Below are 26,039 nucleotides of genomic sequence, written 5' to 3' on the forward strand. Positions count from 1 at the left end.
CGTCCCTTGCGCTCGATCCAGTCGAGGCAGAGGCGCACGACAGCAACTGCCGCTTGAACAACAGCACATGCTGCTTGTATCCATCCCACGCGCGCCTCACCCCCTCGCCGATGGTCTCGGCTTCGGCAAGGCACGCTCACGACTCCCTGTCCTCGGCACCATTGTATATCAAATTCCCCATCCAAACGATAGAGACAAAAGAGGTGGCCCGCATCCGCGGAGCGGCCGTCAGGCCACCCCGCCGCGGTGCGCACGCCGGCGGCGCAGCACGTTCGAGATGGCATTGCGGTTGGCCACCGTCTGCATGGGAGGCCGGAACAGGATCTGCCGGAATCCGTGGTTCCATTGGAAGGGCACCAGCGGCCACAGATACGGCAATCCGAAGGACTCCGTCTTGAGCAGGAGGATGAACCAACTGGCGACCGAGATCACGAATCCCCATCCGCCGAACAAGGCGGTCCAGGCGATGGTCCAAAAGCGAGCCATCTGGTTGGCGCTGCCCAGTTCATAGGAGGCCATGGCGAGCTGGGCGATGGCGACCAGCCCCCCATATACCATGATCCCCTCCTGAACCAAGTGAATTTTTACCGCAAATTGACCGAATAGCATAGCCGCCAGCACGCCAATAGCGGAGGCCAGCTCCTTCGGCGAGTTGACGACCGCCAGCTGCAGCATGTCGAGGCCGAACTCGGCCAAAACCAGCTGGGCCCACAGGGGTAGCGGATCTCCCCGACTCGCCCGCATGAAGGAGAGCCACGTGGGCATCAGGTCCGGATGCGCGTTCAGGAGCAGGAAGACCCCCGGCAGGAACACGTGCAGAATGAGCGCGACGAGGATGACCATCCGCATGTAGGTGCCGACCAGCGGATAGATCTGATATTCCTGAGGATGCTGCAGATGGTGGAACAGGCTCGTCGGCAGAATGATTACGTTGGGGCTGGTGTCGACCACAATCACGACCTGGCCCTCCAGCAGGGCCGTGGTCGCCACGTCCGGCCGCTCCGTCAGCCGCACCAGGGGATACGGGTTCCAGCCGACGCGGCCGAGGTGTTCGACCAGGGTCTGCTGGCCCATGAACAGGGCGTCCACCTCGATGGCCCGCAGCTTTTCCCGAATGTCCTGCACCAGCTGGGGATCGGTGACGCCTTCGATATACATCATGCAGACGTCCGTCTTCGAATTCGTCCCGATCTGCATCAGCTCGTCCCGCAACCTCGGTTCGCGCAGACGCCGCCGGATGAGCGACGTGTTGATCAGCATCGTTTCGGTAAAGGCGTCTCGCGCACCCCGGACCGTCCGTTCGAGATCAGGTGTGCTGATGCTGCGCATCGGATACACGCGAGTGTCGATCATCAGGGCTTGGTCAAACCCGTCCAGGAAAGTGACCAGCGCTCCGGACAAGATGAAATGAATGGCCTCGTCCATGCGGTTCAACGCTTGAACCTGGACGAATGCCACCTCGTGGATCAGATGCTCCATCAGCTCGTGCATGGTGAACGAGCGGTCTCGATGCGCCTCGGAGAACGCCTGCATGCACTGATGGAGATCGCGGAGGATCAGCACCATATGGTTGGTGAGAAAGTAACCGTTGGACACGTAGGACATCATCCGGACGCCGCCGAACTGGAAGGGCTTGGCGATGATGTCCCAGTTGGTCCCTATACCGATCTGGTCATTCACGTAGTCCACATTGTCTTGCAGGCGCGGCGAGATGGGGACGGCCTGCACTGTGGTCGCATTCGGTTCCAACGAGAACGCTCCTCCCGAGACAACCTGTTGGTACTGTTGCCTGGGCGGTCGCGTTCCATGCGCAGGGGCCGACGACGAACCTCGTTGGGTCCGGCGGACCGGACCGCTCCAGGTCGCGCGATCCGGCGAGCGCCCCGGGGCCGATGAAGACATAAAAAACAGGTGAGCGGCTGCCTCAAGGCAGCCGCTCACCTCGTTCATCTGGCGGAGTGAGACGGATTCGAACCGTCGATACGCCTTTTGGGCGTATACTCGCTTAGCAGGCGAGCGCCTTCGACCTACTCGGCCATCACTCCACGTGGTGGGCGGTAACGGGCTCGAACCGCTGACCCCCTGCTTGTAAGGCAGGTGCTCTCCCAACTGAGCTAACCGCCCTCGCCCGCCCCGCCTGCAGAGCGGACCGGATTGCCCCCGTTACCGCCGATCAGCGGTATGAGATGCCCGGCCTCTCAGCCGGGCAATTCTGGAGCTCCCAACCAGGCTCGAACTGGTGACCTCATCCTTACCATGGATGCGCTCTGCCAACTGAGCTATGGGAGCATGGCTCCCCGAGCAGGATTCGAACCTGCGACCCTCCGGTTAACAGCCGGATGCTCTACCGCTGAGCTATCGAGGAACATTTTGGCCGATCCATCACGCGTACGCCTCGGCATGCTCGGCGCTGGTGGAGGTAGTCGGATTTGAACCGACGGCCCCCTGCGTGCAAAGCAGGTGCTCTCCCCCTGAGCTATACCCCCGCGTCCGCCGGAGCCTCGCCTGACGTCGCGCGCAGATGCACGCCCCAATTTCGGTAAGCCGAAACTTGGTCGGAGCAGCGGGATTTGAACCCACGACCTCCTGCTCCCAAGGCAGGCGCGCTACCAAGCTGCGCTATGCTCCGGTGGCGTGATGGCTGGGGAGGAAGGATTCGAACCTTCGCGTGACGGAACCAAAATCCGTTGCCTTACCGCTTGGCGACTCCCCAATGAATGTGGGGTGAGTAGTGGGAATCGAACCCACGAATGCCGGAACCACAATCCGGTGCGTTAACCACTTCGCCATACTCACCATGGCAGGGGCGGCAGGATTCGAACCCACGACATGCGGTTTTGGAGACCGCCGTTCTACCAGCTGAACTACGCCCCTACTTCCGGACAGGACGGACGCCCGTCCACCGTCGCGGCGTTGTGGTGGAGGGGGTAGGATTCGAACCTACGAAGCATTACGCAACGGATTTACAGTCCGCCCCATTTGGCCACTTTGGTACCCCTCCGAAACTTGGAGCCAGCGACAGGAATCGAACCTGCGACCTACTGATTACAAGTCAGTTGCTCTACCTGCTGAGCTACGCTGGCGCCGCGACAAGACGTAATGTAGCACATCCCCGCGCGAGTTGTCAACGCCTCTTTCTGCCATGCGAAGATGAAATACCTTCCATTCGAACGCCTCGAAGACGCCGCAGGCGCCTTTACGTTTCCGGCGCCTGCTCGTTCAAGTGCAGCGTCACCGCTCGCATCGGGGTGAACGTCGAGATGGCGTGCTTGTAGATCATCTGCTGCTTGCCGTCCGACTCCAGCACAATGGTGAAGTTGTCAAAGGCGCGCACGATCCCACGAATTTGAAAACCGTTGACCAGGTATACGATGACAGGCACCTTCTCCTTGCGGATCTGGTTCAGGAAGGTGTCCTGGATGTTGATGGCCTGTTTGCTCATTCGACCGCTCCCCCACTCTGCTAGAGTCGTCTCGCCCACGCGTCATCCATCGTATGGATCTTTATTCTCGGCCTCGGACGTGAATTCCTGCCTTCAAGGCGAAGGCGGACGGCAAAACCACTTGCAATGCAGCGTCCGGCCAAGGGCCTGCCGTGCGATCGATCCACGTGATGCGCGGATCGCGACGAAACCAAGACAGCTGGCGTTTGACGAAGCGGCGCGTGTTCTGCTTCACCTGTGCAACGGCATCCTCCAGCGAAATTTCCCCCGCCAGGTGCGCAGCCAACTCTTTGTAGCCGATAGCCTGCATCGATGGCAGATCCCGGCCGTATCCCCGGGCGCACAGCCTTCTGACCTCGTCCAGCAGACCCGCAGCCATCATCTGATCGACCCGTTGGTTAACGCGATGATACAGCAATTCCCGCGCCATCGATAAGCCGAACTGCACCGTGTGGTAACGGCCCCCCTGGATCCGCCAGTCGTACCGCTCAGACAAGCGCTCTTGGTTGAGCTCCCACACCTCCAGCGCGCGGATGACCCGGCGCACGTCGTTCGGATGCAAGCGCTCGGCTGTCTCCGGGTCGAGCCGCCGCAGGGTTTCGTACAGCGCTTCGTTTCCCCGCTCGGCGGCAAACTGACGCCAACGAGCCCGAACTTCGGCCGATCCTTCCTGGCGCGCGAAATCGAGGTCTTCCGTGATGGCCCGGATGTACAAGCCGGTGCCGCCGACGACCACCGGCAACTTACCCGCCTCGTGCAACCTGGCGATGATCGCGTCGGCTCGCTCCTTCCAGTCGGCGACCGTGAACCGCTGGTCGGGATCCACCAGATCGATGAGATGATGCGGCACGCCCTGCATCTCCTCCGGGGTCAACTTGGCGGTGCCGATGTCCATGCCGCGGTACACCTGCATGGAATCCGCGGACAGAACCTCGCCCCCGACCGCTTTCGCCACCAGGACGCCCAATTCACTTTTGCCGGTCGCCGTCGGCCCCACGATGCACAGCACCGGCCGCCCCTGAAGAGATTTCAATCCGGACACCGCTCAGCCCCCCTTCTTCCACACCCCATACGCGATCTTGGCCCGGGATTTGTCTGGTGTCAGGCCGAAGCGCGCAAACTGGTCCGATTGCGGTCGCTCCTTCAGCACCACGCAGCGGCGGGCAACCCGCTGCGCTTCATTCCATGCCTCGTCCGATATCGGACGGGGATCGGTCCACGGGCGGGCGTGTTCGATGTTTCCGTCCTCATCCACGATGGGGTTACGAAACATGGGATCGAAGTACACCACGTCCGCGCTGCCCGCGGGCATGCTGGCCAGCAGTTCGGCGTGGTGGCCCCACTGGACGTCGATCCGCTCGAGCAGCCGGTCGATCCCCGGATATCCGTGGCCCCGCTGCTGTTGCGCCCAGGTGAACAGTTTGGCGAGGACAAAGGAGGATTCGATAGCGATCACCCGTCCCGCGGGACCGGCGCCGGCGGCCAACACCAGGGAGTCGGCGCCCGTCCCCAGGGTGGCATCGACGATCACGTCCCCGGGGCAGATGCCGGCCACCCGCAACAGCCGGTCGGGAATCCCGTGCGCCAAAGCGGCCAACCGAGGACGGGCGACTCCCGGATGAAAGAAAAAGGGCTCGTTCGGGCGCGTCCGATGGTACAGACGGGGCGGGTCCTCGGCGACGAGCACGCCCTCCACGCCCTCGTCCGCGAAGATGCGCGCAAGACTGCGGCGTTTCCGCGGCACACGCGGACAAGCGAACCATTCGGCCAGGGCCTCGGTTCGCGCCACCGCGGCCGGGGAAGCGTTCCACGGCGTCACGCACACCAGAGAGAACGAGTCGATCTTCTGGGAGAGGTCCGAATCAGACAATGCGCCGAAACTCCTTTTCCAATTCGTGTTGCGTCAACCGGAGGATCACCGGACGCCCGTGCGGACAGTGAAACGGGTCTTCCAGCCCGGCGAGCGCCTGGCACAGCGCCGCGATCTCTTCATCCGACAGGTGGTCGTGGGCCTTGATGGCCGCCTTGCACGCGCGCAGGACGATCCGCTCCCGCAGAGCCTCCCGGGCATCCGCCTGCGCTCCGTCCTCTGCCAACGAACGCACGACCTCCTCCGCCAGGCGCGGCGCGTCGAGCCCATCCCAGATATCGGGTATCGTTCGGACCAACACGTCGCTGCCCCCAAAGTCCTCCACCTCCAGCCCGGCTTCCTGCAATTCTGCCAGTTGACTGCGAATTCGATCCGCTTCCGCCGGTGAAAGATGCACCGGAATCGGGGCCAACAGAGGGAGGCGCCCGACCCGAGCTGCCCGCATCCGGTCGCGGAAGCGCTCGTAGAGGACCCGCTCGTGCGCCGCGTGCTGGTCAATGATATACAGGTTCTCCCCGTCTTCGGCGAGGATGTACGTGCCAAGCGCCTGGCCGATGGGGCGCAGTTTGGCCAAACGGGATTTCGCCGGGTCCTCGTCCGCGGGCGCGGTCTCCCCCGGGGTCGCCACCGGTATGTGATTCCCCGCCTGCTCGGGATGCACCCTCCCGGGATCCGGTCCGTTCGCTTCTCCCGCGGCGCCACCCGCCAAAATCGCCTGCCAGCGCTCCACCGGGATAGCTTCTCCGCGCGGCTCCGGCCGCACCACCGGGCGCTCGCGTACCACGCCCGGCGACCGCCCTTCCGTTTCCGGATGCATACGCTGAGCAGGAGGAACCGGCTCCGGTGACGGCCAGAATTCCCGGGTTGTCACGGGTCCCGAGGGCTGGGCTTCCGACCGTTCGAGCGGCAGTGGCGCGGTCGCCGCCTGGGTTTCGGTCCGCGGGGCCATCCGGATGGAAGGGACGAGAAACGCTTCGTCCAGGGCCTGGCGTACAACTTGTTGCACCAGCGCCGCCAGGTCGCGCTCCTCACTGAACCGAACCTCGGATTTGTGCGGATGCACGTTGACATCGACCAGCGCCGGGTCCATCTCCAGATACAAGACGTATACGGGATGCCGGCCGGTCATCAAACGCTGGCCGAAGGCGGACGCGACCGCCTGGTGAATGGCGAGGTTGCGGATAGGCCTGCGGTTGACGAACAGATGCCCGTGGGCACGCGAGGACCGCGCCTGCGTGGGCCGCCCGATCCAAGCCTCCACGGCGTAGTCGGCCGTTCGGCGAGTGGCGTGTAAAAACTGCTTCGCTTCCCCCGCCCCGAACAGGGCAGCCATCACCGAAAGGGGGTTCCCGTCGCCAGGAGTCTGCCAGATGACGCGGCCGCTGGTCTCGCAACGAAAGGCCACGTCCGGCCGCGCCAGGGCGGCCCGCTGCAGGACCTCCAGGCAGCGCGCCTGCTCTGTCTGCACCGTCCGCAGGTATTTGAGCCGAGCGGGGGTGTTGTAGAAGAGGTCCCGCACATCGACCACCGTACCGGGCGGCATGCCGACGGGGCGGGGGCCGGACACCAACTGGCTCGCCGCCACCTCCACCTGCATCCCCTGTTCGGACGCGTGCGGCCGGGAGGCCATGCGCACCCGGGCGACTGCGGCGATGGACGCCAGCGCCTCACCGCGGAATCCGAGGGTCTGGATGCGCGTCAGGTCCCGCGGCTGGCGTATCTTGCTGGTCGCATGGCGGGCCGTGGCGAGCAGGAGATCGTCCGCATCCATGCCTATCCCATCGTCTTGCACCTGGATCCGTGCGATGCCGCCGTCCTCCAACGTCACGCCGATGTGCCGCGCCTGGGCATCGAGGCTGTTCTCCACCAATTCTTTGACGCACGAAGCCGGGCGCTCCACCACCTCGCCCGCGGCGATCTGGTTGGCGAGCGCTTCGGACATTACCTGGATCCGCCCCACGCCGCCACCTCCCGAGCTTGTTCGGCCAACTCGTGCAGCACCTGCATCGCTTCCAGCGGGGTGAGCCGGAGCACGTCGACCTTGGCCAGACGCGACAACAGCTCGTCCACCAACGGGCCAGCCAGAGGCAGGGGCACCAACCGATCCCGCGGCGCTTCCTGTGGCTTCTCCACGGCAGCCGCAGCCTCAACTCCGCCGGGAACCTCCCGCGCCGCCACAGCGGCCGCGGTCTCCCTGCTGCCGCCGGTGTCCGAGGCAGCGGCCTCACGGACGGCCAGCAGCTGCTCGGCGCGAGTGATCACTTCCGGCGGAATCCCCGCCAAGCGAGCCACCTGAATACCGTAGCTCTTATCCGCCGGCCGGTTGACCACGGTGTGCAAGAACACAATGCCCTCGGCTGTCTCCTGCACCGCTACCGAGCAGTTCGCGGCCGCCGGCAGGTGGGCCACCTTGGCGGTCAACTCGTGGTAATGCGTTGCGAACAGCGTGAGCGGCCTCCGGCCGGGCTGCTGAAGCGCCTCCATCACCGCCTCGGCGATGCTCATCCCGTCGTATGTACTCGTTCCCCGACCGATTTCGTCCAAAAGCACAAGACTCCGGTCGCTGGCCTGGCGCAGGATCTGCGCCAGCTCCACCATTTCGACCATGAACGTGCTCTGACCGGCACCGAGATCATCGGACGCCCCGATCCGTGTGAAGATGCGATCCACAAGCCCAATGCGCGCTTCCGCTGCCGGGACGAAACAGCCGATGTGGGCGAGCAGCACAATCAGCGCCACCTGCCGCATGTAGGTGCTCTTACCAGCCATATTCGGACCCGTGATGAGCAACAGGTCCCGCCCTTCCCCCAGCTCAGCGTCATTGGGCACAAAGCGGCCGGGATTGGCCGCCTCGACCACCGGATGCCGCCCCTGGCGGATGAAGATGCCTCGCTCTTCCACCACCTCCGGCCGAACATACCCGTGCTCCGCCGAGACCGTGGCCAACGCGGAGAGGGCATCCAACACCGCCACCTGCTCGGCCGCCCGCTGCACTTCCTGCAGGCGATCCAGCACGGCTTGGCACAGGGCATCGAACAGCGCCAACTCCCGGGCGACCGCCCGTTCGGCCGCCGTCAGGATCTGCTCTTCCCGCTCCTTGAGCTCCGGGAGGGTGTAACGCTCCGCACCAGTCAAGGTCTGACGGCGTTCGTAGGTGTCGGGGACCAGGTGGACGTTCGCCTTTGAGACCTCGATGTAGTACCCGAAGACTTTGTTGTACCCCACCTTCAGCGAACGGATGCCGGTTCGCTCGCGCTCCTTCTGTTCGAACTCCGCCAGCCACACCTTTGCATTCCGGCTCACCTGGCGCAATTCGTCGAGCTCCGGATCGAACCCGGCGCGGATGAATCCCCCGTCCCGGACCGTCGCCGGCGGCTGATCCTCAAGGGCGTGTTGGATGCGGTCCGCCAACTCGGTCAGATCGGGGATTCCCGCCGCGCTCGCGCGCAAGAGGCCGCTCGAGCTGTCCGTGAACAACCGGCACAGGTCCGGAAGCACCGACAGCGATCGCGCCAACGCCAGCAGGTCACGGGGGGTTGCGCTGCCGAGCGCCACTTTGCCCACCAACCGTTCCAGGTCGAACACCCGTTTCAGATACTCCCTGGCCTGGGCCCGCAGCAGGGCGTCCCCGGCCAGGGCTCCCACGGCATCCAGCCGTTCGTCGATCCGCGCCACATTCAACAGCGGGCGTTCGACCCAACGCCGCAGCAGGCGGGCGCCCATGGCCGTGCACGTCACGTCCAAAAGGCCCAAGAGAGAACCGCGGCGCTGGCGCGTGCGCTGTGTCTCCACCAGTTCCAGGTTCCGACGCGCGGTCTGATCCACGACGAGGAACTCTTCCCGCTCCAGCATCCGCGGGGGGCGCAGGTGGGCCACCAGCTGACGTTGGGTCTCGCGCACGTATGTCAGTCCAAATCCGAGGGCCTCAGCGGCGACGGGGCGTCCATCGAGGTCGAGCGGAACCAAATTCGGCACGCCGTACTGCTCGCAGACGGCCTGGCGCTGCTGCGCGTCCGGCCGGCGGGGCTCCGGCCGCACGGTCATGCGGACCTGGCGGGCTTCCGTCCATGCCCGCAACCATGCGTATGCGGCGTCCTCCTTCGTCGCCTCGTACACCAGGACCTCGCTGGGCCGCCACTGTTCGAACAGATCCGCGAGCGGCCCTTCATCCGCGTATTCTGCGCACCACACTTCCCCTGTCGAGATATCGATCACGCCGGTGCCCCAACGCCCGCCCCGGTACACGGCAGATGCCAGGTAACGAGGGCCGGCGTCCCCCTCCTGAACATGGGTTCCTGGCGTGATCACCCGTACCACCTCACGCCGCACCAGCCCTTTAGCGAGTTTGGGATCCTCCATCTGCTCGCAGATAGCCACCGAAAACCCTTGGTCAATCAGCCGGGCGATGTACTGTTCTGCAGCGTGGTACGGCACCCCGCACATCGGGACTCGTCCATAGCTCCCCGCGTCCCGCCCGGTCAACGTGATGTCGAGCGCCCGGGCGGCGGTGACGGCATCGTCCATGAACAGCTCATAGAAGTCTCCCAGCCGGAACATCAGGAGCGCGTCCGGATGCTGGGCCTTCGTCTCTAAATACTGCTTCATCATGGGTGTCAGCGACACGTCCGTACCCTCCCGTCGTCCGGTTCATGGCGGTCCGCAGCAGCCTCATACGAACAGGCCACAGCGGGGTCGGCGGCAACCGGCAGCACGCCGCGCCGCGGGCCGCACCCTCTGTGGCCCTCGTTCCTAATCGCGTTCTCCGCAGGTACACCCGGTTCCATTCGGTCCCTGGCCACAACCCAAGCGTGGACCGCGTTCTACCGGGACCCGATCCGACAGCCGGTTGAGCAGCAGTTGCACGACCCCTTGCATCAGCTCGTTGAGCTCGGCCTGTGCCTCTTTGTACTGCATGGCGACCGGGATCTCGTACAGCTCGTGCTCCAGCTTGGCAATCTCCTCATCCAGTTGGCGGACGCGGGGATGATCGGCTGGAAACACCGCCTGCAGTCCCAGGCTGTTGTTGGTCTTCAGCTTCAAGGTCTCAAACAGTTGCTGGGCCCGGCGGTTGTTCTCCATCTTCGCACGCGCCTTCCAAAACCGTACGGCAGCGTCCGAGCAGCCGATCATTCGCGCGATCTCGTCCGCTTTCCGCAGCAGGGCATCCCGGCTCATGCCAACGCCCCCTGCGGCACGTCCACCAACTGGCCGCGGAGCGTCCACGACTGCGGTTGCTCGATCCGAACGTTCACAAGTTGGCCGATCAACGAAGCGGGCCCTGGGAACAACACCAGTTTATTGGTGCGGGTCCGGCCGGCGAGTACGTCAGCGTTGGTCTTACTGCGGCCTTCCACCAACACCTCGACCGTCTGACCGGCGAGCGCTTGATTCTTTCGGAGGCTGATGGCCGCTTGGAGCTCATTTAAGCGCAGCAGCCGCTCCTTTTTCTCCGCATCGCTGACATCGTCTGGCCAGTTTGCCGCTGGCGTGTGTTCGCGCGGCGAGTAGATGAACGTGAACGCGTTGTCGAACTGCACTTCTTCCACCAAGCGCAGCGTGTCTTCGAACTGAGCCTCGGTCTCGCCGGGAAAGCCGACGATGATGTCGGTCGTCAGCGCCACATCGGGGATGGCGGCGCGGATCTTGTCCACCAACGCGAGATAAAACTCACGGGTGTGGCTCCGGTTCATGCGCTTCAAGACCTGGTTGTTCCCCGATTGTACCGGGAGATGGATGTGTTCCACCACCTTGTCGCATTCGGCGACAGCCCGGATCAGTTCGTCCGTGAAATTCCACGGATTCGACGTCGTGAACCGGATCCTCGCCAATCCCGGGATTTCGTTGACTTGACGGAGAAGCCCTGCGAAGGTCACATTCCCGAGGTCCACTCCGTAGTCATTGACGTTTTGCCCGAGCAGCGTAACTTCGCGCACCCCGCCAGCGGCCAATTCCCGCACCTCTTCGAGGATGTCTTGGGGCAGGCGGCTTCGCTCCGCCCCGCGGGTATACGGGACAATGCAATAGGTACAGAATTTGTTGCAGCCATACTGCACATTGATCCACGCCCGCACCCGGTCCTGCCGCAGCTTCGGGATGTCCTCAACGGTGACGGCTGCTTTGTCCCACACCTCGAGCACCGTGTCCTGGCTGTGGCGCGCCCGCGTCACGAGCTGCGGAAGCCGGTGAATATTGTGCGTGCCGAAGACGAGGTCGACCCAAGGGAACTTCTCCAGCACCATCTTCTGCACGCCTTGCTCCTGCGCCATGCAGCCGCACAGGCCGATCAACAACTCCGGATTCCTGTACTTCAGGGGCCGAATCCGGCCGATCTCCCCGAACACCTTGTCCTCCGCGTTCTCACGCACGGCGCAGGTGTTGAACAGGATGAGATCGGCGTCTTCGTCGGCGCTGGCCGGCTCGTAGCCCATCGCACACAACAGCCCGGCCATCATCTCGGTATCGTGTTCGTTCATCTGACAGCCATAGGTTTTAATCACAAACCGGTACGGTTCGCCGGATGGTTTGCGGCCCACCTGGCAGCCTTCGGTCAGCGCCGTCGCATCAAATCGGATTCGCTCCACTGGATTTGGGCGGTGAGTGCCAAAGGTGATCCCGGCACCCGGTTGAAGGCGGCCTTGCCGCAATTTATGAATCAAGTTCTCCACGATGTCCACCTCGCCAATTCCTGTCCCATTGTGGCACGTGCCTACCGTTCATGATATCATACTCGCGCTCCGCCACGCGGAGGGGAGAGCTTGTCCCGGCGCCCGGTTCGCTTACCGGGCGGTTCGCCGCGCCAACGTCTGCAGGTAGTCGAGGACGCCGGCGAGCGATCGATTCCAGATGTCCGGCTCATCGAACTTCATCGGCTTCGAATTGGCTTCGAAAAACCAGGGACTTCCGCCCGCGTCAACCCCGATGTCCATGGACATCTCTCCGAGCCGCTGTCCGTAGTACGCGTCGATGGCTTCGGCACACGCGATGGCCATTTCGTCCACATGCTGGTCCACGCGCTCACCATCCTCCCCGAACACGCTCGTCAAGACTTCCGACGCGCTGGCGATGTGGCCGCCGTTGGGCACGTGCGTGGTAATGGTGTTGCGTCCGGCCACCCGCACCCCTTTTCCGACCACATGCCATCCGCTGTCCCGCTTTTGCAACAGCACACGAAAATCGCAGGGTCGCCCCTGGTATCGGATCAGAGGAACCGCCGCCTGGATGACGTAGCGACCCGCGAGGCGGTGCTGGCAGACCAGGCGCCAGAGCTGTTGCCAGTTGGCAGCCATGTAGACGTAGCAGCGGCCGTGCTTCAAGGCGGCCAGACGAAACCCGCGGCCTTGGCGGTCGATGCGGATGATACCATGACCGATGCTGCCGCCGGTCGGTTTCAGATACACCCCCTCGTGGCGGCTCAACAATTGATGCAGTACCGGTGCCCCAAGGTCCATGGCGGACTCGGGCAGGTAACGCTGCAATCCCGCCCGTTGGATGATCTGATAGATGACCGATTTGTCGAAGTACCCTGGGTTGAACAGCGGGATGTCGAGGGCCTCCAACACCTGCTTCGCCTGCACGGAGACGGGATGCCTCTCCAACATTCGATTGGGGATTCGGTTATACACCGCTTCCGGCCAAGGGCACGGTATCGCGACCCACCGGCCCGGCCCAAGGCGCACGTATCCTTCCCACCAGTCCCCTGGCCGGACTCGATCGGCGGGCAAGACGTAGACGAACGCGCGACGGGACCGGCCGGTTGCCGCGATGGCGCGAAAGTCCCCCCGGTTCCCCTTGAAAGAGGCACCGTCTCCGGCTGCCAGGACGGCAAAGACCGGCCCCGCGGCAATTTCGCCGTGATGTACGCTCACCCGAGTCGGGTGACGGTACACGACGCCGCGTTTGGGGATGGCATGGATCACCGGCACCACCACGTTCGAGACGCGCGCCCGCCGGTGGGCGGCCCGCGGGATGCCCGGGGCGGCAGACATGTACAGGAACATGGTGACACGGCCCCCGGACTGCACCCAGATCAACTCTCCGTTCGCTGGTGTCCTCACGCGTCGTCAACCTCCCGTCTGATCGCCGTCGCGGGAACCGATGCAGACATCCGCGGTCAGGCGTGCGCTGCCGATCGCCGCCCCGCCGTCCTCTGGACGGCTTTCCGGCGCCGAACCGGGATACCCCAAACCGTGCGCACGTCCACGGACTCATCCCATGTGCGGCCGGCCCAAATGAGTTCGAACAGCGGCTCGATGTAGTCCCGGTATCGCTCGTAGTCGGGCAGCTCCTGAAGAATGGCATGGTTGCGCTTCACAATGGGCATCAGGACGTCCTTGCGCGCTTGATAGAACGCCAACTGAATGTTCTCTTCGTACAGGTCGAAAACCGGGAGATCCCGGTGATGCTGCGCAAGGAGATAGGCGATACAGAATGCCGCCGTCGTGATCTCCGGGCTGACGACGAAGCTGGCCGGCGTACGGTATTCGAAGCCCCCGTGGTCCTTTTGCCGAACGTCCCCCAGAAATCCGTACCGCGTCCGCCTCAGCCGGCCTGTCTTCGGGTCTTCGACCATCATCAAGGGCAGACCCAGGTAATTGTCGAGGACGCGTACGAAGTGGCTGGAAAATGGCACGTTCGAAAAGTGGATGTGCCCACCCGTACAATACGGTCGGAAAGGCATGCTGCCGGCCAGCCATTGAATGCCGGGCCGTGAAATGCGGGCGCTGGCCTCCATCATGACCGCGTACAGGTTTGTAACCAACCGGAGCGGGTCTGAATCGGGCTCTGGTCGCAACTCCATCAGAGGCAGCCGTTGACCGTCGAATTGCACACTCCGGTCGTCGCATCCCACTCGCCCCTTGCGCGGAAGGAACTTGCTGGCAAGCACCATCCTGCCGGCCGCGTTGCGCAGCATGAGCTCGACGTCCGTCCCGATCAAGACCGGCTCCTGCGCGGGCTGGCCCGCGCTTTCCTCGCGATCGATGTATTGGTCGATCGCCTGGCTGAACAAGTCGAGCATCCTGCCGAGCAACACCGGGCTTGGGGTGACGTCGAGCACGTACAAGACGCCCTTGGGGGCCATGCCGATGCTCACCATCCCGTGATCCAATCCGATGGCGTGCAGCGTTCGGCACGCCAATTGCAACACGCGCGGCGTCACCTTCTCCTCATCGAACGGCACCTCGCGAAAGGACGGCTGAACGTGCTTCAGACGCTGATTCAACCACACGGGGGCGCGGTCCGAGCGAAAGCATGCCAACGGGGTCAGGTCAAAAATAGGAATCCGGTATTGGCGCAGGAGAGACGGTGTGTCCGCGTTCCTGTCCCGGCTGAACACCCGCACCCCGACACGCCGCAGAAAGCGGGCCATTGCGGAGCGGGATCGCGTGCGCGCCACCGCGTTCTGCGGGTTGAGAACCCGGGCCTCGGGGGCATCCGACTCTGCCGAGTCACCCCAGCGGATGACCGTGTCCCCCGGCCTCAACGCGGAGACCGACGTGTACTCGTGCAGTCGCCCCACGCGGCGCAGCAGTCGCTGCGCAGACGACTGCCCGGCGTGCAGCAGATAGCAGGCCATGGCTACCTCTCCTTTCCTGCCGGCAGTCTAGCGCTGCTGAGCCAATCGAATGGCGTACTCCATCGGACGGGTGAAAGACAGATCCACCAGGTCCTGCCGCCCCTTGTCGGTGGAGGACGCTTTCCACGGCTTCGAGTTCACCTCAAGCACCCACACCTTTCCCGATTCATCGATCGCCAGATCCACACCCAGCTCACCGAGCGGCTTGCCGCATTGGTTCTCGATCACGCTGGCGACCCACCCCGCTGCACGGCGGACCTGGCTGCGGATGCGGCGGCGGTGCGCCTCCGACGCAAAGGCTTCGCGCAGGACGGCGTCGAGCGGCATCGCCTCTCCGCCGCTGGCCAGATTGGCAGTGAATTCCCCTGCCCTCGCGACCCGTACGAACATCTTCGTGCGCTTCCACTCTCCGCTCCCGTCACGCTGCAGCACGATGCGAACATCGAAGGGCCGGCCGCGGAACTGCGCAACCGGGACGCCCTCCTGCAACAGGTGCGGAGTTTGTTGCAGCCTCCGGCGAATCGCGTCGACCACCGCTTCCGCGGTGCCCACCTTGTTCTGCGTCCGGCCAGACTTGTGCCGAACTTCGTATCGGAACGTCCCGTCTGCCTCCCGCGTCACCCGCACGATGCCGAGCCCGAGACTTCCGTGAACCGGTTTGACAAATGTCACTGGATAGCGTTTCAAGAATGCGGCGGCTTGCCGAGGATTTGTGTACTTTTCCGAGTAGGGCACGAGCCCTCGCGTCTGTCGGTCATTCCGTAGCCACTCGTGCACCTTCCACTTGTCGAAAAACCCGTCGTTGAAAATGCGGTTGGCGTACATGCGGCTGAGCCGCATCCGCTGGTCCTGGTACTTTTTGCTGCGTTCCAATTTCCGCGAGACCACCTGGTCGTAGATCGCGTCCGGCAGGGGCATCTGGGCTGGACGCCACGAGCCGCCCTGGAAGACAAAGGCGCGGACGGTACCGCGGTCAAAGTCGACGTCTTGGATGCCGAAGATATAGACCAGGGCACCCAATTTCTGACCGGCCTGAACGAGTTTCTCCAGAGCCGGAAGTTGCTTGGTCCACCGCAGGGTCTGCCGTTTTTCATTCCACACCGGGTTGCACAGGATCCCGATGGTGGGCCCGAATCGTACCATTCCATCCTGAAACCGGGCGCGGATCGCATCGACAGGCAGTCCCAGAAACACAGACTGCGAGACCCCGCTGCTCACCCACACCCGGTCTGGGGGAACAGCGGGATCGAGCCAGACAGTGGCGTCTGTACTCCGAAGACCACAGGTGACAGACGCATTCTGACCGGGGCTGAGGGAAAGGAGTTGGCCATGGGAAGGATGGAGACGAATCACTTTCTGGGGACTTGGGAAAACCGAAATGAGGATTTGGTCACCATCCTTCATCCGTGGATTCCCCTTTCCGCGTGGTTCCGGGCGAATGGACCCTTGTCGCCCTGATAGCATATTCCACCAGGGCTTCGAGTGACATTTCCCGGACACGCCGATCCAGCGATCTGAGCATTCGCCTGCCTGGCGTGGGATTGACCTCAAAAATCACCGGCGTCCCATCGGGGCGCAATCCCAGATCCACCCCGACCTCCGCATAGGGGCCGTACCGTTCCCATAGGCACTCCGCCACCGCCAACGCCACTTCGTCCAAGCGCGACAAGATCTGGGCAGGCTCAGGAAGACCCGCGGAAGACAGGGCTTCCTCCGCTGGCGTGGCCTGGCCTCCGGTGTGAATGTTGGTGGTCACGGATCCGATGGCGCCGACACGGGCCACGCGCGCCATGATTTTCGGTCCATCCACGTACTGCACCAGCCAGCGGAAGTCAAACGGCCGTTCGTCACGCGTGTGCGGGAGCGGAATGGTTTCCTGCACGAGGCAATTCTCGAGCCCAGTACGACGCCAGAACGATTGGAAGGACGGGAAGTCTTGAAAATGCGCTTGGCGAACGCGGGTGGACAGTTCAATTGTCTTACTTCGCCGCTCCGCAGCGCGTGGGACGATGCGCTCTTCCCACTGGATGTCCCCTCCGGCGGCACGCCGCCGGACGCGGTAGATGGAAATGCCCTGTGCACCGGCGAGGGGCTTGACGTAAACGTCAGGCGCTTTTCGCAGCGCCTCGTACACATCTCGCACGTTGTGCGCGAGCTGCGTCCAAGGCGCGAACGGCCGCAACCGGCGATCACCCGTCAACAGGCGGTAAAAGGTCCATTTGTTGCTCACCGCCCGGGGAAGCGTGTGCAGCACGCCCCGGCGGACGAACAGCGCAAGGTCCTCCCGCACCAGCGCGGGTGCGGCGCGAAACGATCCAGACCGGCGCAGAATCACGTCGGGGAGGCCGATCTCTCCTCTCTGCCAGCGGTCCCTTGCGCGATCGTACTGAAAGCCCCGTCCCTGTCGCGCATAGCCTGGCGTGAGAACCACCACCTCGACACCGTATCCCTGGCCGATGCGCCACAGATCGGCGCACATGCGGGTCTGTTCACCGAAGGGACGGGCCCGGTTCGGCTCCAAATTCACGTACAGGCCGAGGTGCACCCAGTCCCTTACCGGCTCCTCGGTACAATCTGCGGCATGGAACAAAAAAGGGGCGTTTCCGCCCCGTGGGAATCCGGCTCGGGCGCCCGTGAGATTGTCCCGGTGGATATTGCCGTCACCGTTCCTCCATGTCCACTTCCTCGAGCAGCTCTTCGTCTTCCTCAAGGAAATCCTCTTCTTTCTTCTCCGCTAGCTCGCACGTGACCACGCACAGCTTGGTGCGGCCCACGACCTCTACCGCCAACTCCTTCTCGCAGCGGACCAGGATCTCAGAACCGTTGCCCGTGACGGTGGCATCCAGGCAATTCGGATTCTGGACCACCTTGACCTGCACTTCGCGGCTTTCCCGGTCGGCGGTCGTATCCAGATCGCGCAGCGCGATCTGCTCGACGTAGGAGACCGTGTCTTTCGCGACGGCCGTCTCGGAGTTGCCGTTGTACGAGTACCACACGTTGATGTCGAAGCGGCCATGCACTTCCACATAGTCGCCGACCAACTCCGCGTCGTAGGTGTGGTTCATGATCCAGCAACCGCCGATGGTCGTCGGGCGATTTGCAGGGCGGATGGTGTACGTGGTCTGCGAATACTTGCTGCCGCGCCCCACCACGGCGTTGGCCACGATCTCGCGGTAGCTGAGGTCCTTGCTTGAGAGCACCATGCGCCAACCTCCTCTCTCCTTCTCAGCCCCGGGCGAATCCTGCGCGCCTTGCATTCGCCCAGTCCTGACGTACTGCACCGTATGCTGGGCCCCTGTCGCTGGTTCCAGCGCCGCCAGGGCGGTGCGCCCACCCCGCGCACCTCGCCACATCGTATGCAACCCCCGCCCGGCGTGTCATTCGCCCTTAGGCCATATCCCAGATTCGGGCTCATCCAAGCACGTGGACAGCTCCGGCACAAGGCTGCCGCACGCGCCCGGTTGCAACCCCGGCCGGCACCGTTTATGTGCCCATAAAAAAAGCCCCCATCTGGGGGCTCAGTCCATCGCCGCACAGGTCCTCTTCTGCACTGCAGGGCTGCCTGGCCGGCGGTCCCTGAACTGCAGTTCATCGATTGGGAAGCGATTCCATCAGAAATCGCTCGAAATTTCTCCACAGGATCTTCTCGCCCAGATCACGCCCGTACCGGGCCACCACCTGCTCTGCGAACGGCGCGTAATCCGCAGCGTCGGCCAAACCAGGAAGCGAGTGGGAAGCGCCGTCGAAGTCGGAACCGAATCCCACGCAGTCTTCACCGCCGAGATCAAGGATGTGATCCAGATGGCGGAAGACGTCCTCGGTGCTCGCCCGCTCCAGCGGTGCGACGAAACTGGCCTCGAACACCAGTCCGATCCACCCCCGACGGCGGATCAGTTCCCGGATCACTTCGTCTGGCAGGTTGCGCGGATGGGAATGCACAGCCCGCGCGTTGGCATGCGAAGCCATCACCGGGCCATCCGTCAGCGCCAGCGCATCCGACATGCCCGCGTCGGACAGATGCGCCAGGTCGAGCCATATGCCGAGCCGAGCCATCTCCCGCACCACCTGCCGCCCAGCCTCCGTCAGGCCGGCGCCTCGGGGTTCCCGGCATCCGTCGGCCAGTTCATTGGCGTCATTCCACGTCAAGCCCACGCCGCGCACACCGAGATCGAACAGAACGCGCAACAGGGCCGTCTGCCCGCGCAGGCAGCCGCCCCCCTCGAGCGACAACAGCGCCGCCAGTTCTCCCCGCTCACGGACCTGCCGCAGTTCCTCACGGGAGCGCACGGGTGCCACCTGACCGGCCCGGACGACCCCCCGGTAGAAGAGATCGATACACGTCAACACCTGTTCCAGCTGCGTCCCGCTCTGGCGATGCGGCGGGACGTACAGGGCGAATACCTGCGTGCACACACCACCCCGCCACAGCCGGCGATAGCTTGCTCGCAATTCAGAATCCCCGTGAAAGGCGGCTCCCTCGCCGAGCATCCGCCACAGGACATCCACGTGAGCGTCCGCCACTCGATTCGCGGTCACACCATCGCCCCTCTCTGTCCGCTCGCGTCACCGAGGTTCGACAATCAGTTTGATGGCGGTGCGTTCTTCTCCGTCGATCACGATGTCGGTGAACGCAGGCACACAGATCAGGTCGACGCCGCTCGGCGCCACAAACCCGCGCGCGATAGCGACAGCCTTGACCGCCTGGTTCAACGCTCCGGCCCCGATGGCCTGAATCTCCGCGGAACCGTGTTCACGCAGCACTCCCGCGAGAGCCCCTGCCACAGAGTTCGGATTCGACTTTGCGGAAACCTTTAAGACGTCCACGCTCGGGCAACCTCCTTGAAAGACCTCGGGACTGGACTAGCACACTATATCGATATTCGCCGCCCCCCCGATTATTCCTTCGGCCGCAGCCACCCGCTCGACGTCAACCCGGCTCGCACAGGAAGATCCGCTCGATGGACCGCGCCCGGCCCGATTCGTCGTCCAGGTCCACCTCGACGGCGCAGAACTGACGCGGTCCGGTGGCCACCTGAAACCGCACCGGCATCTGCGTGCGCATCTTCCGCAGAACCAGATCCCGGTCCATACCGAGGATGCCGTCGCGTGGGCCGACCATTCCGACATCGGTGATATACGCCGTCCCTCCCGGCAGCACGCGCTCATCCGAAGTCGGCACGTGCGTGTGTGTCCCCACCACTGCGGACACCCGCCCGTCCAGGTGCCAACCCATGGCCAACTTCTCCGAGGTCGTCTCCGCGTGCATGTCCACCAGCACATGCCGGATATGCGAGTGAGCGGCGAGGATGCGATCCACCTCGCGAAACGGGCAATCCAACTGGCTGAGAAACGTGCGGCCCATCAGGTTGATGACGAGAAACGGCTTTCCCGCCACCTTGCACACCGTGTAACCCCGCCCTGGCGTTCCTTCCGGAAAATTGGCCGGCCGCACGATGCGTGCGTCCTCCTCCAGCAGAGCCTCGGTATCCTTCTGATCCCAAGTGTGATTGCCCATGGTGATGATCTCGACGCCGGCGTCGTACAACGCTTCGCAGGCCAACCGATTGATCCCGCGCCCATTCGTCGCGTTCTCCCCGTTGGCGACGACCAAGTCGATTCGCCGGGCGCGCAGCAGGCCCTTCAGGACCTCGCGCACGTAGTCCTGCCCCGGCTTTCCGACGATGTCGCCGATGAACAGTACTCTCACCTCTGCCCCTCCGCCCCGCCGAACCGGAAAAAATAGAGTAGCCCGGCGGCTACTCTATTTTGCGTATTCCACGGCTCTCGTTTCTCGAATGACAGTGACCTTGATCTGGCCAGGGTAATCCAGTTCGTTTTCAATCTTCTTGGAAATTTGCTTCGCCAGCCGAACCGACTCCGCATCGTCGACCAATTCCGGTTTGACGATGATGCGGATCTCCCGGCCGGCCTGAATGGCATAACACTTGTCGACCCCATCGAAGGATTCCGCGATGGACTCCAGCCGCTCGAGGCGTTTCATATAGATGTCGAGCGTCTCCCGGCGCGCCCCAGGGCGAGCCGCAGAAATCGCGTCCGCCGCCGCAACCAACACCGACACCGGGGAGGAGAATTCCACGTCACCGTGGTGCGCAGCGATGGCATTCACGACCACCGCATGCTCCTTGTACCGTTTGGCAAGGTCGACGCCGATCTCGACGTGGGAACCCTCCACCTCGTGCGTCACTGCCTTGCCGATGTCGTGCAGCAATCCTCCTCGCCGCGCGAGATTGACATCCAGGCCGAGCTCGGCCGCCATCAGGCCCGCCAGTTGGGCGACTTCCACGGAGTGCTTCAACACGTTCTGCCCGTAACTTGTCCGAAATTTCAAGCGCCCGACCAACTTGATGAGATCCGGATGGATCCCGTGCACACCCGCTTCGAACGCCGCCCGCTCGCCTTCCTCCCGGACCAGCTCGTCGATCTCGCGGCGGGATTTCTCCACCATCTCCTCGATGCGGGCCGGATGGATGCGGCCATCGGCGACCAGCCGTTCTAACGCAACGCGGGCGACCTCGCGGCGGACCGGATCGAAACCGGACAGGATGACCGCTTCAGGGGTATCGTCGATGATCAGGTCAATCCCGGTGAGCGTCTCCAGGGTCCTGATGTTACGGCCCTCCCGGCCGATGATGCGTCCCTTCATCTCATCGTTGGGGAGGTTGACCACCGAGACGGTGATCTCGGAGGTGTGGTCGGCGGCGCAACGTTGAATCGCGGTCGCGATGATGTCGCGCGCCTTCTTCTCCGCCTCCAGACGGGCCTGCTGTTCAATCTCCTTCATCAGAACAGCCGCGTCGTGGCGGCTCTCCTGCTCCACCTGGGAGAGGATGAGCTGCCTCGCCGCCTCTTGCGTCAGCCCGGAGATGCGTTCCAACTCCTCGATCTGGCGTTGATACAGCGCTTCAACCTCCGCCTGACGCTCCTCCAAGCGGCGCTCGGCGTCGCGCAGACTATCCGACTTGCGCTCGAGCGATTCCAGCTTTCGGTCCAGGGCTTCCTCCTTCTGCAGGATGCGCTTTTCCAACTTCTGAATCTCCGCCCGACGTTCCTTCAATTCCCGCTCCGCTTCCTGGCGGATGCGGTGCGCCTCTTCCTTCGCCTCCAACAACGCTTCCTTCTGCCTTGCTTCGATGTCTCGCTGCGCCGACTCGATGATCTGTAAAGCTCTCGCCTCGGCGGCGCCGATCTTCGATTCGGCCACCTGGCGCCGGACGACGTACCCGGCACCAAACCCGGCCAGCAGCGCCACCAACGCAATCACTAGCCACGCAAAGGCCTGCATAATGAAACTGCCTCCTTGCTCTCACCCTTGACGCAGTGGCGATCAGGGCAGGTCAAACGCCTTCGAGCTAGAGGCCGTAAATGATACGCATTTTCATTGTATCCGGCCGCGGCAATCATTGTCAAGAAAACAGATCGGGCAGGTCAAGATCCATCTCTCGCAAGACTTCGAGGATGAGGGATGTGGGGAAACCTTTCCGCTGCAGGTACGCGGCGAGGCGATGCCGAAGTCCGTCCGCAGACCGGGACGCGTGCTTTCTCACATACGCCTGAGCCAGCCTCCGCGCCGCCGCCCGCTCCCGTTCCCGCGCCTCCGGGTGGTCCACGACGAGCGCAGCATCCACCCGCCGCACACCGCTCTGCCGCAGCCGCCACGCCAACTCCCGGCGGCTCATCCGACCGCCGTTGAACTCGGCGTAGTCCCGTGCATAAGCCGCGTCGTCGACCAAACCTTGCGTGCGCAGATCTGCCACCACCCGCTGGGCTACCGCCTCCTCGACACCTCGCCGTGTGAGGTACGCGAGCACTTGCGCCTCTGTCCGCGGGCGGGCCTTCAGGTAAGACAGGGCCCGGTCACGCGCCGTCCCCGCCGCCGCACACCGCTCCAACGCGGCGACGTCGGCGTCCGTCAGCCTCATACCGGTGTGCCCCCCGAATTCCACCCAGTCTCGGAGCGGCACCATGAGCGGCTCCCGCTCGGCGAACACCACCCGGATCCAATGGAGGAGGCCCGGTGCCTCCTCCACCCGGATCACCGTGAAGCCCGCGTCATTCAAAATCGAACGCGTCCTCGTCCGGATCCGCCGACGTATCCGCCTTCCACGCGGCCCCGAGCTGGAAGGCCTCGCGGATCTTCTGTTCGATCTCATCCGCCAACTCCGGATGCTCTTTGAGGAACTGCTTCGCGTTCTCGCGCCCTTGGCCGAGCCGCTCTTCCCCGTACGAGTACCAAGCGCCGCTCTTCTGAATCACGTCGATCTCGGTGCCGATGTCGATCATGCTGCCTTCCCGAGAGATCCCCTCGCCGAACATGATGTCCACATCGGCCGTCTTGAACGGAGGCGCGACCTTGTTCTTGACGACCCGGATCTTGACTCGGTTTCCCACGACCTCGTTGCCCTGCTTGAGTGCCTCCGTGCGCCGCACCTCGAGACGGATGGTGGAGTAAAACTTGAGCGCCCGGCCCCCGGTCGTCGTCTCCGGATTGCCGAACATGACGCCGACTTTCTCTCGGATCTGGTTGATGAAGATGGCGATGGTCTTCGATTTGGAGATGGCTCCCGCCAGCTTGCGCAACGCCTGGGACATCAGCCGCGCCTGCAGGCCGACGTGGGAGTCACCCATGTCGCCCTCGAGCTCGCTCTTTGGCACCAACGCCGCGACGGAGTCGATCACGATGATCTCCACCGCCCCGCTGCGCACCAGCGCCTCCGCGATCTCCAGCGCCTGCTCGCCGGTGTCCGGCTGCGAAATCAACAGCTCGTCCGTGTTGACCCCGAGCTTCGCGGCGTACACCGGGTCGAGTGCGTGCTCCGCGTCGATGAACGCCGCCTGGCCGCCGCGCCGCTGCACCTCCGCCACCGCGTGCAGCGCCACCGTCGTCTTACCCGACGACTCCGGCCCGTAGATCTCGATGATCCGCCCGCGCGGATACCCGCCTGTTCCGAGGGCGATGTCGAGCGCGAGGGACCCGCTCGGCACCGTTTCGATATTCATGCTGGAGGACGCCTCGCCGAGGCGCATCACGGCTCCCTTGCCGAATTGCTTTTCAATCTGTTTCAGCGCCAAGTCCAATGCCGCGCGTCGATCGTTCATTTAGCACCATCCTCGTCCGGATTCATTCCCTGCGACCAATTCCATTCGTGATCTCGAGCCGCTTTCCTGCTTCCTATTGTATCAGGTTCAGAGATTCATGCAAACATATGTTCGTACGATGGGACGCGGCGCTCCGCTTCTGCTGCGCAAGCCGCTTCGCGCCGCGTCCCAACGCATCGCGAAGTGTCTTACGTAGCACAAACGGGATAAAACGCCCACCCACCACAAGCGAAGAAAATACCCGCTCCGCTTCGGGATCCGCTTCGCGCTGTGTGCCAAACCCTCGTCGCCCCAGGGGCGTTTCGCGAAGTGTCTTGCGCAGCACAAACGGAGCGAGACGCCCCTGGGGCATAAAAAAGGCGCCCCCTCGGAGAGAGGGCGCGTTGCGGCGGTACCTCCCGCCACAGGACCACGCCGCAAGACCGCATCCGATCCAGGTCAGCGGCGGCTGCGCGGCCTGGCCGGCTCCATATTCACCCGCATGCCGCCCCAGCGGCTCTGGCGCAGCGACTCGTAGACGAACGGTGCTGAATCCTGCTCGATCTCGACAAACGTGAACCGGTCGAAGATGTCGATCTTCCCGACCGCCTGGCCGGGTACGCCCGCCTCCTCCGAGATCATGCGCACCAAATCCCCCGGAGTGACCCGGTTGCTGCGCCCGATGTTGACGAAGAACCGCACCATCCCCGGTGTGGCGCCCGTGTCGCCGAAATCGTAGTCGGCCTCCTCGCGCTCCTCCAACTCCCCGGCGGAGGCCAGCTTCAGTGCGGCACAGGCGATGTCGACCGGATCGTGCTCGTCGATGATGCTGTCGAGGATGGCCCGGTAGTGGCCGAGGCCCCCGTTCTGGATGGTCTCAATGATGCGTTGCCGCCACATCTCGGCCTGCCGCTCGGCCACGTCCGCCAGGGACGGCACCTCGCGCGCGACCATGCGGGCCTTCGTCTCGCGCTGGATCTGCTTGAGCAGCTTGAACTCGCGCGGCGTGACCAGCGTGATCGCCAGACCACGCTTGCCCGCGCGGCCTGTCCGGCCGATGCGGTGCACGTACGACTCGGGGTCTTGCGGAATGTCGTAGTTGATGACGTGCGTCACGTTCTCCACGTCCAATCCGCGGGCGGCCACATCGGTCGCGACGAGCAGTTCAATCTCCCCGGTGCGGAACTTTTTCATCACGCGATCCCGCTGGGCCTGACTGAGGTCCCCGTGCAGCCCGTCGACCAGGTAGCCGCGCGCGATGAGCGCTTCCGTCAGCTCGTCGACGCCGCGCTTCGTCCGGCAGAAGACGATGCCGAGCTGCACCTCTTCACTGTCGATGATCCGGCACAGGCTCTCCAGTTTATTGCGCTCGAGCACCTTGTAGTAGACCTGGTCCGTCAGCGGCACCGTCACCTCGCCCCGGTTGACGGTCACGTGTTCCGGGTCGCGCATGTAGCGCAGCGCCAGCCGCTTGATGTCGTCCGTGAAGGTGGCGGAGAATAACAGCGTCTGCCGATCCGAAGGCGTCTCACCGAGGATGGCCTCGATGTCCTCGATGAACCCCATGTCGAGCATCTCGTCCGCCTCGTCCAGCACCACCATCCGCACGTGATCCAGTTTCAGCGTTCCGCGGTGGATGTGGTCGAGCACGCGCCCCGGCGTCCCGATGACAATCTGAACGCCCTGCTGGACCGCCCGGATCTGATGGCCGATGGACTGGCCGCCGTAGATGGGCAGCGTGCGAACCCGCTTGTACTTGCCGATCTTGCGAAACTCACCCGCCACTTGAATGGCCAGCTCGCGGGTCGGGGTGAGCACGAGCGCCTGAACGTGGCCCTCCGGACCCACCCGCTCGACCACCGGAATGCCGAACGCGGCCGTCTTTCCGGTGCCCGTCTGCGCTTGGCCGATGACGTCGCGCCCCTCCAATATCAACGGGATACAGGCCGCCTGAATCGGGGACGGCTCCTCGTATCCCATGTCGTCGATGGCTTGCTGTACCCGTTTGCTCAACGCAAAATCCGTAAATGTGGTCATGCTGTCACCTGTCCATTCCA

At 63.8% G+C, this 26,039-nt stretch carries 20 protein-coding genes and 11 tRNA genes; all 31 read right to left on the reverse strand.

The features are described from left to right. Positions 1-228: 228 nt before the first annotated feature. The 31 genes from N687_RS0102860 to N687_RS0103010 all read right to left on the reverse strand — a co-directional run bounded on the left by N687_RS0102860 (position 229) and on the right by N687_RS0103010 (position 26,019). Complete coding sequence (locus tag N687_RS0102860) at positions 229-1,749, reverse strand: spore germination protein (RefSeq protein WP_029420420.1); 1,521 nt, start codon at positions 1,747-1,749, stop codon at positions 229-231. 202 nt (positions 1,750-1,951) lie between these two features. Beyond that, a tRNA-Ser gene (locus tag N687_RS0102865) sits at positions 1,952-2,045 on the reverse strand. Positions 2,046-2,048: 3 nt separating this feature from the next. Then, positions 2,049-2,124, reverse strand: a tRNA-Val gene (locus N687_RS0102870). Between the two features lie 89 nt (positions 2,125-2,213). Beyond that, positions 2,214-2,289 (reverse strand) — tRNA-Thr (locus tag N687_RS0102875). 1 nt (position 2,290) lies between these two features. Continuing rightward, positions 2,291-2,365: transfer RNA gene (locus N687_RS0102880), tRNA-Asn, on the reverse strand. A 46-nt stretch (positions 2,366-2,411) separates the two neighbouring features. Continuing rightward, positions 2,412-2,486, reverse strand: a tRNA-Ala gene (locus N687_RS0102885). Positions 2,487-2,552: 66 nt separating this feature from the next. Next, positions 2,553-2,629, reverse strand: a tRNA-Pro gene (locus tag N687_RS0102890). A gap of 9 nt (positions 2,630-2,638) precedes the next feature. Next, positions 2,639-2,713 (reverse strand) — tRNA-Gln (locus tag N687_RS0102895). A gap of 7 nt (positions 2,714-2,720) precedes the next feature. After that, positions 2,721-2,796: transfer RNA gene (locus N687_RS0102900), tRNA-His, on the reverse strand. Positions 2,797-2,798: 2 nt separating this feature from the next. Continuing rightward, positions 2,799-2,874 (reverse strand) — tRNA-Trp (locus tag N687_RS0102905). Between the two features lie 42 nt (positions 2,875-2,916). Continuing rightward, a tRNA-Tyr gene (locus N687_RS0102910) sits at positions 2,917-3,001 on the reverse strand. Between the two features lie 6 nt (positions 3,002-3,007). After that, positions 3,008-3,083: transfer RNA gene (locus tag N687_RS0102915), tRNA-Thr, on the reverse strand. A gap of 113 nt (positions 3,084-3,196) precedes the next feature. Beyond that, positions 3,197-3,442 carry an RNA chaperone Hfq gene (gene hfq / locus N687_RS0102920; protein ID WP_029420421.1) on the reverse strand — a complete coding sequence of 82 codons (246 nt, stop codon included), beginning with the start codon at positions 3,440-3,442 and terminating at the stop codon, positions 3,197-3,199. Between the two features lie 61 nt (positions 3,443-3,503). After that, the gene (gene miaA, locus N687_RS0102925) at positions 3,504-4,484 is read right to left on the reverse strand and encodes a tRNA (adenosine(37)-N6)-dimethylallyltransferase MiaA (protein ID WP_156040015.1); all 981 of its coding nucleotides are present in this window, start codon (positions 4,482-4,484) and stop codon (positions 3,504-3,506) included. Positions 4,485-4,487: 3 nt separating this feature from the next. After that, on the reverse strand, positions 4,488-5,312 hold the full coding sequence (locus N687_RS0102930; RefSeq protein WP_035462034.1) for a class I SAM-dependent methyltransferase: 825 nt from the start codon (positions 5,310-5,312) through the stop codon (positions 4,488-4,490). Next, positions 5,305-7,272: a DNA mismatch repair endonuclease MutL gene (gene mutL, locus N687_RS0102935; RefSeq protein WP_231493381.1), complete on the reverse strand. Its 1,968-nt coding sequence runs from the start codon at positions 7,270-7,272 to the stop codon at positions 5,305-5,307. The genes N687_RS0102930 and mutL overlap by 8 nt, the downstream gene beginning before the upstream one ends. Then, positions 7,254-9,935, reverse strand: a complete 2,682-nt coding sequence (gene mutS / locus N687_RS0102940; RefSeq protein ID WP_029420425.1) for a DNA mismatch repair protein MutS — start codon at positions 9,933-9,935, stop codon at positions 7,254-7,256. The genes mutL and mutS overlap by 19 nt, the downstream gene beginning before the upstream one ends. Positions 9,936-10,061: 126 nt before the next feature. Then, positions 10,062-10,487 carry a YlbF family regulator gene (locus tag N687_RS0102945; RefSeq protein ID WP_029420426.1) on the reverse strand — a complete coding sequence of 142 codons (426 nt, stop codon included), beginning with the start codon at positions 10,485-10,487 and terminating at the stop codon, positions 10,062-10,064. After that, on the reverse strand, positions 10,484-11,977 hold the full coding sequence (miaB, locus tag N687_RS0102950; protein ID WP_029420427.1) for a tRNA (N6-isopentenyl adenosine(37)-C2)-methylthiotransferase MiaB: 1,494 nt from the start codon (positions 11,975-11,977) through the stop codon (positions 10,484-10,486). The genes N687_RS0102945 and miaB overlap by 4 nt, the downstream gene beginning before the upstream one ends. 111 nt (positions 11,978-12,088) lie before the next feature. Next, complete coding sequence (locus N687_RS0102955; protein WP_051662898.1) at positions 12,089-13,366, reverse strand: YheC/YheD family protein; 1,278 nt, start codon at positions 13,364-13,366, stop codon at positions 12,089-12,091. 56 nt (positions 13,367-13,422) lie between these two features. Beyond that, positions 13,423-14,886: a putative amidoligase domain-containing protein gene (locus tag N687_RS0102960; protein ID WP_029420429.1), complete on the reverse strand. Its 1,464-nt coding sequence runs from the start codon at positions 14,884-14,886 to the stop codon at positions 13,423-13,425. Positions 14,887-14,913: 27 nt separating this feature from the next. Continuing rightward, entirely contained in the window at positions 14,914-16,029 is a 1,116-nt protein-coding gene (locus N687_RS0102965; RefSeq protein ID WP_029420430.1) for a YheC/YheD family protein, read from the reverse strand. 247 nt (positions 16,030-16,276) lie between these two features. Beyond that, positions 16,277-17,431 carry a YheC/YheD family protein gene (locus N687_RS0102970; RefSeq protein WP_051662900.1) on the reverse strand — a complete coding sequence of 385 codons (1,155 nt, stop codon included), beginning with the start codon at positions 17,429-17,431 and terminating at the stop codon, positions 16,277-16,279. Between the two features lie 115 nt (positions 17,432-17,546). Further along, positions 17,547-18,089 (reverse strand): outer spore coat protein CotE, encoded by a 543-nt coding sequence (gene cotE, locus N687_RS0102975; RefSeq protein WP_029420432.1) that lies wholly within the window; start codon positions 18,087-18,089, stop codon positions 17,547-17,549. Between the two features lie 385 nt (positions 18,090-18,474). Beyond that, positions 18,475-19,422, reverse strand: coding sequence for a dipeptidase (locus N687_RS0102980; protein ID WP_231493382.1), 948 nt, complete (start codon positions 19,420-19,422; stop codon positions 18,475-18,477). 27 nt (positions 19,423-19,449) lie between these two features. Then, entirely contained in the window at positions 19,450-19,710 is a 261-nt protein-coding gene (locus tag N687_RS0102985) for a stage V sporulation protein S (RefSeq protein ID WP_029420434.1), read from the reverse strand. A gap of 103 nt (positions 19,711-19,813) precedes the next feature. Continuing rightward, a complete protein-coding gene (locus N687_RS0102990) occupies positions 19,814-20,593 on the reverse strand; it encodes a TIGR00282 family metallophosphoesterase (RefSeq protein ID WP_029420435.1) in 780 nt (259 codons plus the stop codon). Between the two features lie 54 nt (positions 20,594-20,647). Next, on the reverse strand, positions 20,648-22,189 hold the full coding sequence (rny, locus tag N687_RS0102995) for a ribonuclease Y (protein ID WP_029420436.1): 1,542 nt from the start codon (positions 22,187-22,189) through the stop codon (positions 20,648-20,650). Positions 22,190-22,310: 121 nt separating this feature from the next. Beyond that, on the reverse strand, positions 22,311-22,964 hold the full coding sequence (locus tag N687_RS21910) for a regulatory protein RecX (RefSeq protein WP_051662901.1): 654 nt from the start codon (positions 22,962-22,964) through the stop codon (positions 22,311-22,313). Further along, positions 22,957-24,003 (reverse strand): recombinase RecA, encoded by a 1,047-nt coding sequence (gene recA, locus N687_RS0103005; protein WP_029420438.1) that lies wholly within the window; start codon positions 24,001-24,003, stop codon positions 22,957-22,959. Before recA ends, N687_RS21910 begins: the two co-directional genes overlap by 8 nt. A gap of 438 nt (positions 24,004-24,441) precedes the next feature. After that, positions 24,442-26,019, reverse strand: a complete 1,578-nt coding sequence (locus tag N687_RS0103010) for a DEAD/DEAH box helicase (protein ID WP_029420439.1) — start codon at positions 26,017-26,019, stop codon at positions 24,442-24,444. Between the last annotated feature and the right edge of the window lie 20 nt (positions 26,020-26,039).

The sequence above is a fragment of the Alicyclobacillus macrosporangiidus CPP55 genome, from assembly GCF_000702485.1.
Lineage (GTDB): Bacteria > Bacillota > Bacilli > Alicyclobacillales > Alicyclobacillaceae > Alicyclobacillus_H > Alicyclobacillus_H macrosporangiidus_B.

Excerpts from the sequence above, each read along its gene's own strand:
- N687_RS0102965 (WP_029420430.1), bottom strand. The coding sequence starts at position 16,029 with ATGGTACGATTCGGGCCCACCATCGGGATCCTGTGCAACCCGGTGTGG.
- N687_RS0102945 (WP_029420426.1), bottom strand. The coding sequence starts at position 10,487 with ATGAGCCGGGATGCCCTGCTGCGGAAAGCGGACGAGATCGCGCGAATG.
- rny (WP_029420436.1), bottom strand. The coding sequence starts at position 22,189 with ATGCAGGCCTTTGCGTGGCTAGTGATTGCGTTGGTGGCGCTGCTGGCC.
- hfq (WP_029420421.1), bottom strand. The coding sequence starts at position 3,442 with ATGAGCAAACAGGCCATCAACATCCAGGACACCTTCCTGAACCAGATC.
- recA (WP_029420438.1), bottom strand. The coding sequence starts at position 24,003 with ATGAACGATCGACGCGCGGCATTGGACTTGGCGCTGAAACAGATTGAA.
- N687_RS0103010 (WP_029420439.1), bottom strand. The coding sequence starts at position 26,019 with ATGACCACATTTACGGATTTTGCGTTGAGCAAACGGGTACAGCAAGCC.
- N687_RS0102960 (WP_029420429.1), bottom strand. The coding sequence starts at position 14,886 with ATGGCCTGCTATCTGCTGCACGCCGGGCAGTCGTCTGCGCAGCGACTG.
- cotE (WP_029420432.1), bottom strand. The coding sequence starts at position 18,089 with ATGGTGCTCTCAAGCAAGGACCTCAGCTACCGCGAGATCGTGGCCAAC.